We start from the raw sequence: 13,137 nt of genomic DNA, 5'->3' as shown, positions 1-13,137 counted from the left end.
GGAGAGCGCGACGGGGGCGGGGCCGCCCGCGGCGGCGTGGCTGCTGCCAGGACGGAGCGCGTAGCCGACGCCCGCGGAGAGGGAGACCGCTCCGGTGGCCGCGAGGAAGGCCCGGCGGTCGACGGCCGATGCGGCGGCGGTGACTGAGTGGGTGGCGGTCTGGGCGGCGGTGGCGACAGAGCGTATGCGCGGCATGGCGCGGTCTCCCCGATTGCGGACGCGTCGGCAGTGGTCGCGGGGAGTCCGGCGTACTGCGGTGCCCGAACTTCCCGCTCGTACTGGATCGTTGGCATCCGGGATGACCTGCACGTTAACGAGACCGCAACGGGCAGCGCCGATCACCGTACGTGGATCAGCGGGCACCCTGCGCGGCCATGAACCCCTCTCCGGACGGAGAGGAGGCCGTCACTCCATGTTCACCTTTCGGGGAAGGGAAGGGGCACCGAGGCCTCAGGGCACCAGGTGGCCGTCGGCCGGCCGCTCGCGCCAGAGGCCGATGCCGATGTCGACGAGCCCGACCCGGTCGAGGTCGGCGACGGCCTCCAGCGGGTGCCAGGCCGCGAGGTCGGTCGAGCCGTCGGTCTCGTGGCGCAGCTCGCCGCCGGTGAGCCGCGCCTCGTAGATGATGCGCAGGCCGTGGAAGTCGGCGACGGCGCCGAGCTTGCGGGGGTAGCGGCGGCGCAGGGAGTCCAGGCCGAGCAGCGTGACGGGCTCGATGACGTAGCCCGTCTCCTCGTCCGCCTCACGGATCACCGTGTCGTACGGGTCCTCGCCGTGGTCCATGCCGCCGCCGGGCAGCGTCCAGCGTTTGCTGCCGTCGCCCGCCACCCAGCGGGCCAGCAACACCTGCCCGTCGCGTACGCATACGGCGTAGGCCGCCACCCGGAGCTCTTTGTGCACAGGCTGACGCTAGACCTAATAGGCCCTTATACGGTCCTCCTATTGCGGGTTCCTGGTGCGGGTTCCTGGTGCGGGTTCCTCCTGCGGGGTCCAGTGCGGGTTCGCCGGTGAGTATTCCGGCTGCGACCACGCGTAGGGGCTCGCGCCCAGGGTTTCGGCGGTCCTGGTGACGGTGAAGCGGACCGTGCGGGAGCCGTCTTCCGCGTACTCCGTGCGGGCCGTGCCGGAGACCTGGAGGGTGGTGCCGGTCGCCCAGTCGAGGAAGAGGAGCCCGGCGCGGGGGTCGGTGGCGAGGTTGCCGAGGGTCAGGAACATGGAGTTGCCCGGGTAGTCCCGCCAGACCAGCTCATAGGGGGACGGCACCTCGACGAACCCCGGATTGCCGCCCCGGTGGCTTGCGTCGGCCCCGTGCTCGTGGACCGTGGCGAGGAAGAAGGTGTCGGCGGCGGCGATGAACGCGCGCTGGTCGCCGGTGAGTCTCACTCCCTGGCGGGGCGCGGAGGGGCGGCCCGGCGCCTTCCCCTCCAGGAGGTCCCGCTTCTGGAGGTACTTGGGGCAGTTCGCGAAGACCTGGTCCGCCTCGATCACCAGGCCGCGCGGGGTGGGGCGCGCCCTGCCGTTCAGCCGCATACGGCGCCGGGTGCGGGGGTCGAGGGCGATGGTGCCGACGGGGGTGCCTTCGCGGGCGAGGGCCGTCGCGAGGGGGTCGGCCTTGGGGAGGCCGCCCGCGATCGATATCTGGTGCGGCCCCGTGGCCCGCACGAATCCGGGGGCGCCGGTGAGCAGCGAGGCCCAGACGGCTCCCTCGGTGTCCGCGCCGCCGAGCACGAGCATGGGCTGGAGCTCGAGGAAGGCCGCGGCGACGGGGCGGATGCCGTCGCCGATCGACCGGCCCGCGTGATCGGCGAGGTCGCGTACGCCGACTCGCTCCTGGACGGTGCGGGAGCCCTGGCGGTAGGGCCCTTCGGATGCGTGCGCGGTCATGGGGTTCGTCGCGTCCTTCCGGGGATACCGGGGTTAGAAGAAGCCGCAGGTGGGTGCCGCTTCCACCGGCGCGGTGGCGGTGTCGGCCCCGGTCGGAGAATAGATCTCCAGGCGCGTGCCGTCCGGGTCGTGGAAGAAGATGCCTCCGGATGCGGCGCCCTCGCCGTGCGGGACCACGCCGTCGTAGGCGAACTCCACGCCGTATGCGCGCAGGGCGCTTTCGTACGCGCGGACCTGCTCGATGGTGTCGACCTCGATCGCCAGGTGGTGCAGGCCGGCGTTTGTGGCGGCGTACGCGGCGTCGGCCTGCTGCCAGAGCGTGAGGACGGGCCTGGTGCCCTCGCCCAGGAAGGCGAACCTGCGGCCTTCCTCCTTGCCCTCGCCGATCACGCCGTAGCCGATGACGTCGCGGTAGAAGGCGAGCGAGCGCTCGATGTCCGTGACGTTCAGGCCGATGTGGCCGGTGCGGAGTGTGCTCGGCGTGCTGGTCGCGGTCATGACTCTCCCCTTGTCGGCGGTGGCCGCCCGCTCGACGCGGACTAACCGGTGATATTGATGTTAGAGGTTAGATCTGGCGAGCGTCAACCGGTCACGTACTCTTTACTGGTTAGCCGTGAAGGGAGCCCCCATGTCCGCCGACGCCGCTCGCGACCCTCGCCCTCTCGTGGGCGAGCCGCTCTCCCTCGACCTGCTCAATACGCGGTGGATGCTGGACGGCGTACGCCAGGACCTGCTGACCGACACCGAGGGCCTCGGTATCTGGCTCACGGCCAACGGCATCGCGGACCGCTTCGAGGCGGATGGGCGGACGCTGGAGCACGTCCTGCTGGCCCGCGACGCGATCGCCTCGGTGGTGGACGCGCCGGGCGAGGCCGCGGGGGTCGCCCGCGTGAACAAGATCCTCGGGCACGGGCGGATCCGGGCGACGCTGAGCGAGCAAGGGCCGGGCGAGGAGCCCGAGTTCAAGGACGCGAGCTGGGGGGCGGCGTGGCTGGCGGCGCGGGATTACCTGGGGCTGCTGGCCGCGGCGCCGGATCGGATCCGGCGGTGCGCCCACGAGGCGTGCATCCTGCACTTCTTCGATACGTCGCGGAACGGGACGCGGCGGTGGTGCTCGATGGCCGCGTGCGGCAACAGGGCGAAGGCGTCCCGCCATTACGCCAGGTCCCGCGAGGGCTGAAGATCTAGCCCGTCCGGCGCTTGAGGACGAACTCGGCGGAGCCGGTGATCAACGGCACCCCTCACCCCGGGGGCGAATAGTCCGCAATGCCGCCGGTGGCACATGGCGGAATTACGCCACGCCCGGATCCGCCCCGGACAACTCTCCCCAAACAGCAGTCTCTTACGTGAAGCTAAGCGGTCATCCGGTACCGAATTCCGGACCCTTTCGACCTTACGTACAGGGATGCTGATGACCCCCGAAGCCACACCCTCCACACCCAGATCGCGGGCGAGACGCACGGCTCGGCTCGCGATAGCCGTCGGCCTCACCGCCGCGCTCTCCGCCGCCGGGCCCATACCCATGGCCCTCGCCGCCGACGACGACCCCGGCGCCCCCGCCCCCAAGTCCGCCGACAGCAAGCTCGGTTCGGCCGACGCCGACCTGCTCGCGGAGGCGAAGGCGGACGGTGAGAAGACCGTCACGATGATGGTCGCCACCGCGCCCGGCGCCACCGAGCAGGTCGCGGGACGGCTCGACGCCGTCAAGGGCGGCTCCGTCGGACGGATCAACGACAAGCTCGGCTACGTCCGCGCCTCCGTACCCACCGCGCAGGCCGACGCCGCGATCGAGGCCGCCGGAAAGCTGTCCTCCGTGCACGGCATCGACCTGCGGCACGAGATCGAGCTGGACGATCCGACGCCCGCCGCCGACCGGGCGAAGGGGGCGAAGACCGCAGCCGAGGGGACGTACGCGGGTCCCGGCGAGAACACCCCCGCGAAGAACCCGTACAACCCCTCCTTCGAGACCGGCGCCGTCGACTTCGTGAAGCAGAACCCGAAGGCGGACGGCCGCGGCACCACCATCGGCATCCTCGACTCCGGCATCGACCTGGGTCACCCCGCGCTCCAGAAGACCACCACCGGCGAGCGGAAGATCACCGACTGGGTGACCGCCACCGACCCGATCGTGGACGGCGACGCGACCTGGCGGCGGATGACCAACCCCGTCACCGGGCCCGTCTTCACCTGGGACGGCCAGACCTGGAAGGCCCCGGCGGGCGCGTACCAGATCAGCCGGTTCAGCGAGAAGGCCACCACCGGCGGCGACGCCAAGGGCGACCTGAACCGCGACGGCGACACCACCGACACCTGGGGCGTGCTCTACGACCCGGCCGCCGGGACCGTCCGCGTCGATCTGAACGACAACAAGGACTTCACCGACGACGACACGATGAAGCCGTACAAGGACGGCCACCAGGTCGCCTACTTCGGCAAGGACGACCCGGCGACCGACGTCGCCGAGCGCGTCCCGTTCGTCGTCGAGATCCGCAAGGACGTGCCGACCGACCCGTACGGCGGCGACTGGGTCGGCAAGAAGGCCGACTTCGTCAACATCGGCCTCATCGAGTCCGAGCACGGTACGCACGTAGCGGGCATCACCGCGGCCAACGGCCTGTTCGGCGGCAAGATGAACGGCGCGGCGCCCGGCGCCAAGCTCGTCTCGTCCCGCGCCTGCACCTGGTCCGGCGGCTGCACGAACGTCGCGCTCACCGAGGGCATGATCGACCTCGTCACCAAGCGCGGCGTCGACATCGTCAACATGTCGATCGGCGGCCTCCCGGCCCTCAACGACGGCAACAACGCGCGCGCCGAGCTCTACAAGCGGCTCATCGACGAGTACGGCGTGCAGTTGGTCATCTCGGCCGGCAACTCCGGCCCCGGCGCCAACACCATCGGCGACCCCGGTCTCGCCGACAAGGTCATCTCCGTCGGCGCGTCCATCTCCAAGGAGACCTGGGCCGCCAACTACGGCTCCGCCGTGGAGAAGTCGTACGCGATGATGAACTTCTCCTCGCGCGGCCCGCGTGAGGACGGCGGCTTCCAGCCGGTCATCTCCGCGCCGGGCTCGGCCATCAACACCACGCAGACCTGGCTGCCGGGCTCCCCGGTCGCCGAGGCGGGCTACGAACTCCCCGCCGGATACTCGATGTTGCAGGGTACGTCGATGGCGTCCCCGCAGGCCGCGGGCGCGTCCGCGCTGCTCCTGAGCGCCGCCGAGCAGAAGAAGATCGACCTCACCCCGGCCAAGCTGCGCACCGCGCTCACGTCGACCGCGGACCACATCCGCGGCGAGCAGGCGTACGCGCAGGGCACCGGCCTGATCGACATCGTGGGCGCCTGGGGTGCCATCAAGTCCGGTGCGAGCGCCCACAGTTACACAGTGAAGGCGCCGGTGGACACCGCCCTGGAGCAGGAGCTGAAGAAGCCCGGCACCGGCATCTACGACCGTGAGGGCGGCCTGAAGGTCGGCCAGAAGCGGACGTACGACGTCACCATCACGCGGACGTCGGGTCCGGACCGCGCCGTGCGCCACGAGCTGGACTTCGAGAACAACCACGGCGGTACGTTCCGGCTGCTCGGCGACGACGAGATCTCGCTGCCGCTGAACAAGCCGGTGACGGTCAAGGTCCAGGCGAAGGCCGGGTCCACCGGACTGCACAGCGCGGTCCTCACCGTCGACGACGAGCGCACCGAGGGCGTCGACCAGCAGATCATGTCGACGGTCGTCGTCTCGGCGCCGCTCGCGAAGCCTTCGTACACCTTCTCGGCATCCGACTCGGTGCAGCGCAACAGCACCAAGTCGTACTTCGTGACCGTGCCGAAGGGCGCCAAGACCCTTGAGGTGGCCCTCGGCGGCCTGAAGGACAAGAGCCAGACGCGGTTCATCTCGGTGCACCCGTACGGCGTCCCGGCCGAGAGCACCTCGTCGCTCGTCTGCTACCCGAACTACGAGAACCCGGCCAACACCTGCCGCCCCGACCTGCGTTCGTACGCGGACCCGCAGCCGGGCGTCTGGGAGATCGAGATCGAGTCGCGCAGGACGTCGCCGCTGCTCGACAACCCGTACAAGCTGGACGTCGCCGCACTGGGCGTCGCCTTCGACCCCGCCGTGCAGAAGCTTCCCGAGGCCAAGGTCGGCACGCCGGCGCCGGTCTCCTGGAAGGTGACGAACAACTTCGCCGCGGTCGACGGCAAGCTGAAGGGCGGCCCGCTGGGGTCGGCGAAGGCCGCGCGGCCCTCGATCAAGCAGGGCGAGACGCAGACCACGACCGTGGTCGTGCCGGAGGGCGCCGGGCGTCTGGACGTCGCGATCGGCTCGACGTCGGACTCCGCGGCGGACCTCGATCTGTCGGTCCTGAAGGACGGCGCCGTCGTCGGGTCGTCGGCGGACGGCGACTCGGAGGAGTCGGTCAGCCTGACCAAGCCCGCCGCCGGTACGTACGAGATCAAGGTCGCCGGGTACTCGATTCCCGCCGGGACCACCGAGTACGACTACCGGGACGTGTTCTTCTCGGCGGCGCTCGGCACGGTCACCGTGGACGAGTCGGCGCCGGTGCAGCTGGCCAACGGCGCGTCGGCCCAGGTCGCCGCGGAGGTCGTGGCGAAGGCGCCGGCGGCCGAGGGGCGTCAGCTGTTCGGTGAGGTGTCCCTGCTGAACGGGCGGGGCACGGTCACCGGGACCGGCAGCGTGCTGATCGAGAAGGTCACCCCGTAGCGGCCTTTCCTTGAGGCCTTTCTTGAGGCCTCTCCTTGAGGCCTCTCCTTGAGGCCGCCATTCCCCCGATTCCGGCCGGGCTGGATCGCTCCAGTCCGGCCGGCGTCTTGTTCCGCCGGCTACCCGGCAGCACCCCCGGCCGCCTCGACCGTCACCTCGTGCACCGCGTTGCGCGCCCCTTCCAACGGCTGCACCCGGCCCACCCGGTCCGTCGCACGGCAGCGGATACGGTGCGCCCCCGGCGCCAACTCCCGGATCAGAGCGAAGCGTTGCCAGGTGGGCCCGGCCCCCGGCGCGTCCACCGCCGCGGACTCCCAGGGGCCCCCGTCGACCGAGATGCCGACCGCCACGATCTCCGTGGTGCTCCAGGCCCGCCCCGACAACTCGACGCCGCCGGCCGCGACACGCGCGCCGTCCCGTGGCGCGAACAGCTTGCTGCTGACGTCCACTTCGCGCACCGGGGTCGGCTCCGTGTCACCCGGCAGGACGCGGTTGTAGAAGCGCGTGGTGAACATGTTGTCCGCCCTGCGGTCGGCCAGCACGATCCGGGTCAGCCACTTCACCGAGTTCGTGCCGAACATCCGGGGCACCACCGCCCTCAGCGGGTGTCCGTGCTCGGCGCGCAGGGGCTCGCCGTTCATCCGGTGGGCGAGGAAGACGTCACGGCGGGCCACTTCCAGGGGCAGGTCCTTCACGTACGTCAGGCCGTCCTCCCCGTGGAAAGACCCCGTGTCCGCGCCCTCGAACCAGACGTGCCGGGCCGCCGCGCGAGGCACCGCCCGGTCCAGGAGCACGGCCAGCGGCACCCCCGCCCACTCCACCTGCGCCACCGCCCGCGTCGGCACGTCCGGCGCGAACGGACTCCCGAAGCACTCGTGGAAGGCGGGGAGCCGCTCGGCCCCGAGCGCGAGAACGGCGGCCATGTCCAGCCGCAGGGGACGCTCGACCAGGCCCTCCACGGTCAGGGTCCAGTCGGCGACGTCGATGTCCGGCACGCCCAGGTGCTTCCTGACGAAGACATCGTCCAGCGGGGTGAAGTCGGGTTCAGGCAGGGGCACTTGGCTCATCATGTAGCAACCATAGACGCCATGCGCCCCTTACACACGTAGCCCGTGCCGGGCAGTCCCCAAGCCCTGCGGGCAGCTCCGGGCAGCGCCTAACACCTGAGGCCCTCCGCCCGGGGCAGGGCCCGCTCGATCCACACCCGGTCCTTGGCGATGGCCTCCTCGCCCGTGGACCAGATGTCGGGTGACGCCCCGCCCCGCGGGATGCCGATCAACGTCCGGTCGCCGGGGCGCAGCCGCGGGTCCACGTCCACGTTCATCACGAACGTGATCCGCTTCTTGCCGCTGTCCGGCTTGTAGTAGCGGGAGACGTCCAGGACGATCCGGTCCTGCTCGGCACCGGGAATCGCCTCGACGCGGCGCACCGTCCCCTCCACGATGAGCCGCGCGCACGCCACGTACCCCTCGTCCGTGAGGTCCTCGGCAGCCCCGTCGTCCGCCTTGCCGTCGTCCGCCCTGCCGTCGTCCGCCCTGCCGTCCCCCGGAGCCGCTCCCTTAGCCGCGTCGGCGTCGCTCTGGGTGATGCCGCCACCGCTGTCCACCGCGAGCCAGCCGAGCCCGCCGATCAGCGCGGCGGCCGCCGTGGCGGCGGCCAGGGCGAGCGCCGGCATGCGGCGGCGCCGGACCCCGGCGGGGCGCACGGCGACCGCGGGCCCCGGTGCCGGCCCCGGAGCGGCGAACACGTCGCCCGCCGCGCCGAGCCGCTCCCTCAGCAGCGCGACATCCGCCACGGCCGCCGCGTGCTCGGCGAGAAACTCGGGATCATCGCGCACATCGTCCGGCACGGGGTCGCCCGCGACCGCCAGCAGCAGCGCGTCGTCATCCTTGTCGTACTCCTCGTAATCCTTGTCGTACTCCTCGTAATCCTTGTCGTACTCCTCGTACTCCCCAGGCACCGTCACACCACCTCGCCCTCGTGCAGCCGCGTCCGCAGCACCCGTACCGCGGAGTGCAGCCTGCTCTTGACCGTGCCCTCCGGGATGCCCAGCTCATCGGCGATGGCCCGGACCGGCAGGTCCGCGTAGAACCGCAGGACCACGACCTGCCGCTGGGCGTCCGGCAGCTCGCCGAGCCCCTGCGTGACGGCGAGGGACAGCGCCCGCGCCTCCGCGCCGTCCTCGTCGGTGGTCTCCCGCCACAGCACGGCGAGACGCTCCCCGAGCCGCTCCTGCCTGCGGCGCGCCCGGTGCCAGTCCATGGCGAGGTTCGACGCGACCACCGCCGCCCACGCGGACACGTCACGCGGCGCCTCGCGCCCGTCCGCCGCCCGCTCCAGAAGTTTGAGCCTGACCTGCTGGACGCCGTCGGGCAGATCGGCCTGCGGCACCCCACCGAGTGCGAGCACCGCCCGCACCCGGTCCTGCTGTGCCGCGTCGAGCGGATCCGCCTTCTCCTGCCTCTCGGCGGCCCGTCGCGTTTTTCTCCGCAGCAAGGCACCCCTCCCATCCCCGCGTTTCCCCTAGGACGCCGGGGCGGGCCGAAACGTTCGCCGACGGTCGCCGCGATGTGACATCCCGTACTCGGGGATGTGACATCCCGTACTTCGGACAATGGATTGGACAAGGCGACGGTGGACAGACGCATCATGGAACGCACCCCGAGCGCCAGGTCAGCGGGCCACGCGCATGCACATACGGAGGAACTCCCTGTGAAGGTCGGAATCGTCGGAGCCACCGGTCAGGTCGGCACGGTCATGCGCAAGATCCTCGCCGAGCGGAAGTTCCCGCTGGACGAGCTGCGCCTGTTCGCCTCGGCCCGCAGCGCCGGGACGGTCCTGGACGGCGTGACCGTGGAGGACGCCTCCACGGCCGACTACACGGGTCTTGACATCGTCCTGTTCTCGGCGGGCGGCTCCACGTCGAAGGCCCTCGCCGAGAAGGTCGCATCGCAGGGCGCCGTAGTGATCGACAACTCCTCGGCCTGGCGCCGCGACCCCGACGTACCGCTGGTCGTCTCCGAGGTGAACCCGCACGCGATCGCGGACCGCCCCAAGGGCATCATCGCCAACCCGAACTGCACGACGATGGCCGCGATGCCGGTCCTGAAGCCGCTGCACCAGGAGGCCGGGCTCACCGCGCTGGTCGTGGCGACGTACCAGGCCGTGTCCGGTTCCGGTCTCGCCGGTGTCGAGGAGCTCTTCGAGCAGGTCAAGAAGGTCGGCGAGGACGCGCCGAAGCTCACGCACGACGGCTCGGCCGCCGAGTTCCCCGAGCCGGACAAGTACGTCGCGCCGATCGCGTACAACGTGCTTCCGCTCGCCGGCTCCATCGTCGACGACGGCCTGAACGAGACCGACGAGGAGCAGAAGCTCCGCCACGAGTCGCGGAAGATCCTGGAGATCCCGGGTCTGAAGGTCTCCGGCACCTGCGTGCGCGTGCCCGTCTTCACGGGGCACTCGCTCCAGGTCAACGCCCGCTTCGAGCGTCCGCTGAGCGCCGAGCGCGCCACCGAGATCCTCGCCTCGGCCGAGGGCGTCGTCCTCACCGACGTGCCGACCCCGCTGGTCGCGGCGGGCAAGGACGACGCCTTCGTGGGCCGTATTCGCAACGACGAGACGGTGGAGAACGGCCTGGCCTTCTTCATCTCCGACGACAACCTCCGCAAGGGCGCGGCGCTGAACGCCGTGCAGATCGCGGAGCTGGTGGCGGCCGAGCTCAAGGGCTGACGACGTCCTGCTTCTCCGGACGGTTCTCCGTACGGTTCTCCGGACGCTTCTCCGTACGCCGATGGGGGCGGGCACCGCTGTGTGGTGACCGCCCCTTCCGCGTGCCCGCGCCCGCGCCCGCCACGACGAGCAGCGCGAGCCCCGCGAGGCCGCCCCCGAGCCACAGCACGTCGCTCACCCCGCGGCCGTCCGCGACCAGGCCGCCGGTCAGCGCGCCCAGGGCGATCGCCGCGTTGAACACCCCGGCGAAGAGCGCCGACGCCGCCTCGCGGGCCTCCGGCGCCGCGGCCATCACCCACTGCTGGGCGGAGACCGAGACCCCGCCGTACGTCAGCCCCCAGGCGACGAGCAGCACCACCGACGCGAGCAGCGAACCGCCCGCGGGCCCCATGAGGAGCACCACGGCGGCAAGGCTCGCGCTGATCGCGAGCAGCACCCGGCGCGGGTCGCGGGCCGCGAAGGCGCCGCCCACGAAGTTCCCCGCGATGCCCGCGACCCCGTACGCGAGGAGCAGCCCGCTGATCAGCCCGGCGCCGAGGTCGGGCACCCGCTCCAGGACCGGGCGTACGTAGGTGTACGCGGCGAAGTGGCCGGTCACCAGGAGCAGCACCACCAGGAGCGCGGCCCGCAGCGGCGCTCCCCGCAGCAGCCCCGGGAACGCGCCGAGCCGCACGGCCTCGGACGAGGGAAGCTTCGGCAGGACGGCGGCGAGCAGCCCCGCGGCAGCGAGCGCGAACACGCCCATGGCCACGAACGCCCAGCGCCAGCCCGCCAGTTCGCCCAGGAACGTACCGGCGGGGACGCCGAGCACGGACGCCACCGCGATCCCGCTGAAGATCACCGTGGTGGCCCGCCCTGCCGCCTCCTCGCGCACGAGACGTATGCCGATACCGGCCGCGATCGCCCACACGCCCCCGATGCAGACGCCCACCAGGACCCGCGCGGCGAGCAGCACGCCGAAGGAGGGCGCGAGCGCGGAGAGCAGATTCGCGGCGGCGAGGAGCCCGGTGAGCGTGCAGAGGACCGTCCGCCGGTCGGCGCTGCGCACGGCGACGGGCAGCAGCAGGGCGGCGAGCGCCGCGACCATGCCGGGCAGCGTGACGGTCAGGCCCGCGGTGCCGTCGGAGACGCCGAGTCCGGAGGAGAGGGAGGTGAGGAGTCCGACGGGCAGCATCTCCGTGGTGACGACGGAGAAGGTGGTGGCGGCGACGGCGAGGACGGAGAGGGGCAGGGCGCGTTCTCGGGTGGTGGCGGTGGTGGTGGTGGTGTTCATGGGTCCAGCCTTCGTGGGGCGCCCGCCGGGAACAACGCCGAAGATCTCATCCTTGAATGAGCGAGGCTCATCGATGAGGCGAGGCTCGTGGATGAGTGGATGAGTGGATGAGTGGATGAGAGGCGGACCCGGTGAGCGGGCTTGAGATACGGGAGCTCGAGTGCTTCATCGCGCTCGCCGACGAGCTGCACTTCGGCCGTGCGGGCGAGCGTCTGTACGTCTCGCAGAGCCGCGTCAGCCAGCTCCTTCGGGCGCTCGAGCGGCGGATCGGCGCGCGGCTCGTGGAGCGGTCGAGCCGCCGGGTGCGGCTGACCCCGTCGGGCGAGCGATTCCTTGCCGAACTGCGCCCGGCGTACGAGGCGTTGAGCGCCACGGTGGACTCGGCGCGGGAGGCGGCGCGTGGAGTGTCGGGGCGGCTGCGAATCGGGTTCCAGGGGACGGCGGACGCGCGGCTCATGGAGGCGATCACGGAGTTCCAGGAACAGCATCCGGCGTGCGTGACGGAGATCGTGGAGATCCCCTTCTCGGACCCCTTCGGGGCGGTGCGGCACGGTGCGGTGGACACCGCGATCGTGCTGCTGCCGGTCGCGGAGCCGGACCTCGTCCTCGGTCCGCTCTTCTCCCGCCAGCCGCAGAACGTCGCCGTGTCGGTACGCCATCCCTTCGCGGGCCGGGCGTCGCTGAAGGCCGCCGAGCTGACGGAGACTCCGCTGATCTCGGCGTCGGCTCCGGCGCCCGCCTACTGGCGCGAGGCGCACGCCCCTTCGGCCGTTCCCGCGCCGGAGGTACGCACCCTGCAGGAGGGTCTGACGCTGGTGGCGGCCGGGCGGGGCGGGATGCTGCTGTGCAGCCCCACTGCGGATTACCACGGCCGTCGTGACGTCACGTTCGTGCCGGTGGAGGGGCTGCCGGACTCGGTGCTCGGGATGGTGTGGCACCGGGACGCGGAGACGGAGCGGGTGCGGGCGTTCGCGCGGGCGGTCGCGTCGGTGTCCTAGCTCCCCCTCTCAGGGGCGCCGCACCTCGAAGTGGAAGCAGCCGTACTCGACGGCCCTGACGTGGACGAGGACGACCTCGGGGTCTTCGAAGGCCTCCGCGAGGGCCGCGTCGAAGCCTGCCGTTGCGTCGTCGGGGATCTCGAAGAGGCGGCCGCCGGCGATGTGGCCTTCGGCGTTGTAGCGGCGCAGGGTGCGGAGTGTTCCCGGCCGGGCGAAGGGGTAGCCCTCCTCCCCCTCCCCGTCCGGGGCGGGTCCCTGGCATTCATCCGCGTGGATGAAGACGGGCCCCTGCTCGTCGTAGGCGCCGGGGGTGGCGCCGGTGTCGGCCGCCCAGCGCCGTAGCGGTGCGTACGAGACGAGGGCGACGTGTTCGCCGGGGGCGATGGGGCGCAGGCAGCAGCGGAGGGGGTCGCCGCCGGTGCGGTCCGTGTACGGGGCGCAGGGGCGGCCTGCGTCGTCGGTGTCGCGGAGCTGTTTGAGGGCTCCGGGGTCGATGGGGAGGGCGGTGTATGCGGTGGTGGTCATGGGTTGAGGGT

General features: G+C 71.6%; 13 protein-coding genes. 4 read left to right on the top strand and 9 right to left on the bottom strand.

The genetic code is table 11. The annotated features are described in order from the left end of the window. From E2651_RS33505 to E2651_RS33490, 4 genes are all read right to left on the bottom strand, one after another. Positions 1–195, bottom strand: a 195-nt coding sequence (locus E2651_RS33505) for a twin-arginine translocation signal domain-containing protein (protein WP_135335018.1), incomplete at its 3' end; no start/stop codon positions are given. A 255-nt stretch (positions 196–450) separates the two neighbouring features. Continuing rightward, positions 451–900, bottom strand: coding sequence for an NUDIX hydrolase (locus E2651_RS33500; protein ID WP_135335017.1), 450 nt, complete (start codon positions 898–900; stop codon positions 451–453). Positions 901–939: 39 nt separating this feature from the next. Further along, entirely contained in the window at positions 940–1,884 is a 945-nt protein-coding gene (locus E2651_RS33495; RefSeq protein ID WP_135335016.1) for a pyridoxamine 5'-phosphate oxidase family protein, read from the bottom strand. A gap of 33 nt (positions 1,885–1,917) precedes the next feature. Further along, positions 1,918–2,382, bottom strand: a complete 465-nt coding sequence (locus tag E2651_RS33490; protein ID WP_135335015.1) for a VOC family protein — start codon at positions 2,380–2,382, stop codon at positions 1,918–1,920. 130 nt (positions 2,383–2,512) lie between these two features. On the opposite strand from E2651_RS33490, the gene E2651_RS33485 reads away from it, so the two are divergent. Both E2651_RS33485 and E2651_RS33480 read left to right on the top strand, forming a co-directional pair. After that, positions 2,513–3,064 (top strand): CGNR zinc finger domain-containing protein, encoded by a 552-nt coding sequence (locus E2651_RS33485; RefSeq protein ID WP_135335014.1) that lies wholly within the window; start codon positions 2,513–2,515, stop codon positions 3,062–3,064. Between the two features lie 231 nt (positions 3,065–3,295). Next, positions 3,296–6,601, top strand: coding sequence for a S8 family serine peptidase (locus tag E2651_RS33480; protein ID WP_135335013.1), 3,306 nt, complete (start codon positions 3,296–3,298; stop codon positions 6,599–6,601). A 119-nt stretch (positions 6,602–6,720) separates the two neighbouring features. Here the strand turns inward: E2651_RS33480 and E2651_RS33475 are convergent, their stop codons facing one another. From E2651_RS33475 to E2651_RS33465, 3 genes are all read right to left on the bottom strand, one after another. Then, positions 6,721–7,659 carry a molybdopterin-dependent oxidoreductase gene (locus E2651_RS33475; protein WP_167828968.1) on the bottom strand — a complete coding sequence of 313 codons (939 nt, stop codon included), beginning with the start codon at positions 7,657–7,659 and terminating at the stop codon, positions 6,721–6,723. A 98-nt stretch (positions 7,660–7,757) separates the two neighbouring features. Next, entirely contained in the window at positions 7,758–8,567 is an 810-nt protein-coding gene (locus tag E2651_RS33470) for a hypothetical protein (protein ID WP_245239386.1), read from the bottom strand. Further along, positions 8,564–9,097 carry a sigma-70 family RNA polymerase sigma factor gene (locus tag E2651_RS33465; RefSeq protein ID WP_135335011.1) on the bottom strand — a complete coding sequence of 178 codons (534 nt, stop codon included), beginning with the start codon at positions 9,095–9,097 and terminating at the stop codon, positions 8,564–8,566. Before E2651_RS33465 ends, E2651_RS33470 begins: the two co-directional genes overlap by 4 nt. A gap of 216 nt (positions 9,098–9,313) precedes the next feature. On the opposite strand from E2651_RS33465, the gene E2651_RS33460 reads away from it, so the two are divergent. Beyond that, positions 9,314–10,330, top strand: coding sequence for an aspartate-semialdehyde dehydrogenase (locus tag E2651_RS33460; protein ID WP_135335010.1), 1,017 nt, complete (start codon positions 9,314–9,316; stop codon positions 10,328–10,330). Here the strand turns inward: E2651_RS33460 and E2651_RS33455 are convergent. Beyond that, the gene (locus tag E2651_RS33455; protein WP_135335009.1) at positions 10,320–11,603 is read right to left on the bottom strand and encodes an MFS transporter; all 1,284 of its coding nucleotides are present in this window, start codon (positions 11,601–11,603) and stop codon (positions 10,320–10,322) included. The two genes, E2651_RS33460 and E2651_RS33455, sit on opposite strands and share 11 nt — an antisense overlap. 131 nt (positions 11,604–11,734) lie before the next feature. Between E2651_RS33455 and E2651_RS33450 the strand changes: the two genes are divergently transcribed. After that, complete coding sequence (locus tag E2651_RS33450) at positions 11,735–12,601, top strand: LysR family transcriptional regulator (protein WP_135335008.1); 867 nt, start codon at positions 11,735–11,737, stop codon at positions 12,599–12,601. A 9-nt stretch (positions 12,602–12,610) separates the two neighbouring features. Here the strand turns inward: E2651_RS33450 and E2651_RS33445 are convergent, their stop codons facing one another. Beyond that, positions 12,611–13,126 (bottom strand): DUF1203 domain-containing protein, encoded by a 516-nt coding sequence (locus tag E2651_RS33445; RefSeq protein WP_135335007.1) that lies wholly within the window; start codon positions 13,124–13,126, stop codon positions 12,611–12,613. Positions 13,127–13,137: the final 11 nt, after the last annotated feature.

Origin of the sequence: Streptomyces sp. MZ04 (genome assembly GCF_004684775.1) — a bacterium.
In the GTDB taxonomy this organism is placed as follows: domain Bacteria; phylum Actinomycetota; class Actinomycetes; order Streptomycetales; family Streptomycetaceae; genus Streptomyces.
Note: the sequence above shows the minus strand (reverse complement) of the source record. Positions and strands in the feature narration are given on the sequence as shown.

Coding starts and splice junctions, on each gene's coding strand:
- E2651_RS33495 (WP_135335016.1), bottom strand. CDS start 1,884: ATGACCGCGCACGCATCCGAAGGGCCCTACCGCCAGGGCTCCCGCACC.
- E2651_RS33490 (WP_135335015.1), bottom strand. CDS start 2,382: ATGACCGCGACCAGCACGCCGAGCACACTCCGCACCGGCCACATCGGC.
- E2651_RS33485 (WP_135335014.1), top strand. CDS start 2,513: ATGTCCGCCGACGCCGCTCGCGACCCTCGCCCTCTCGTGGGCGAGCCG.
- E2651_RS33480 (WP_135335013.1), top strand. CDS start 3,296: ATGACCCCCGAAGCCACACCCTCCACACCCAGATCGCGGGCGAGACGC.
- E2651_RS33455 (WP_135335009.1), bottom strand. CDS start 11,603: ATGAACACCACCACCACCACCGCCACCACCCGAGAACGCGCCCTGCCC.
- E2651_RS33445 (WP_135335007.1), bottom strand. CDS start 13,126: ATGACCACCACCGCATACACCGCCCTCCCCATCGACCCCGGAGCCCTC.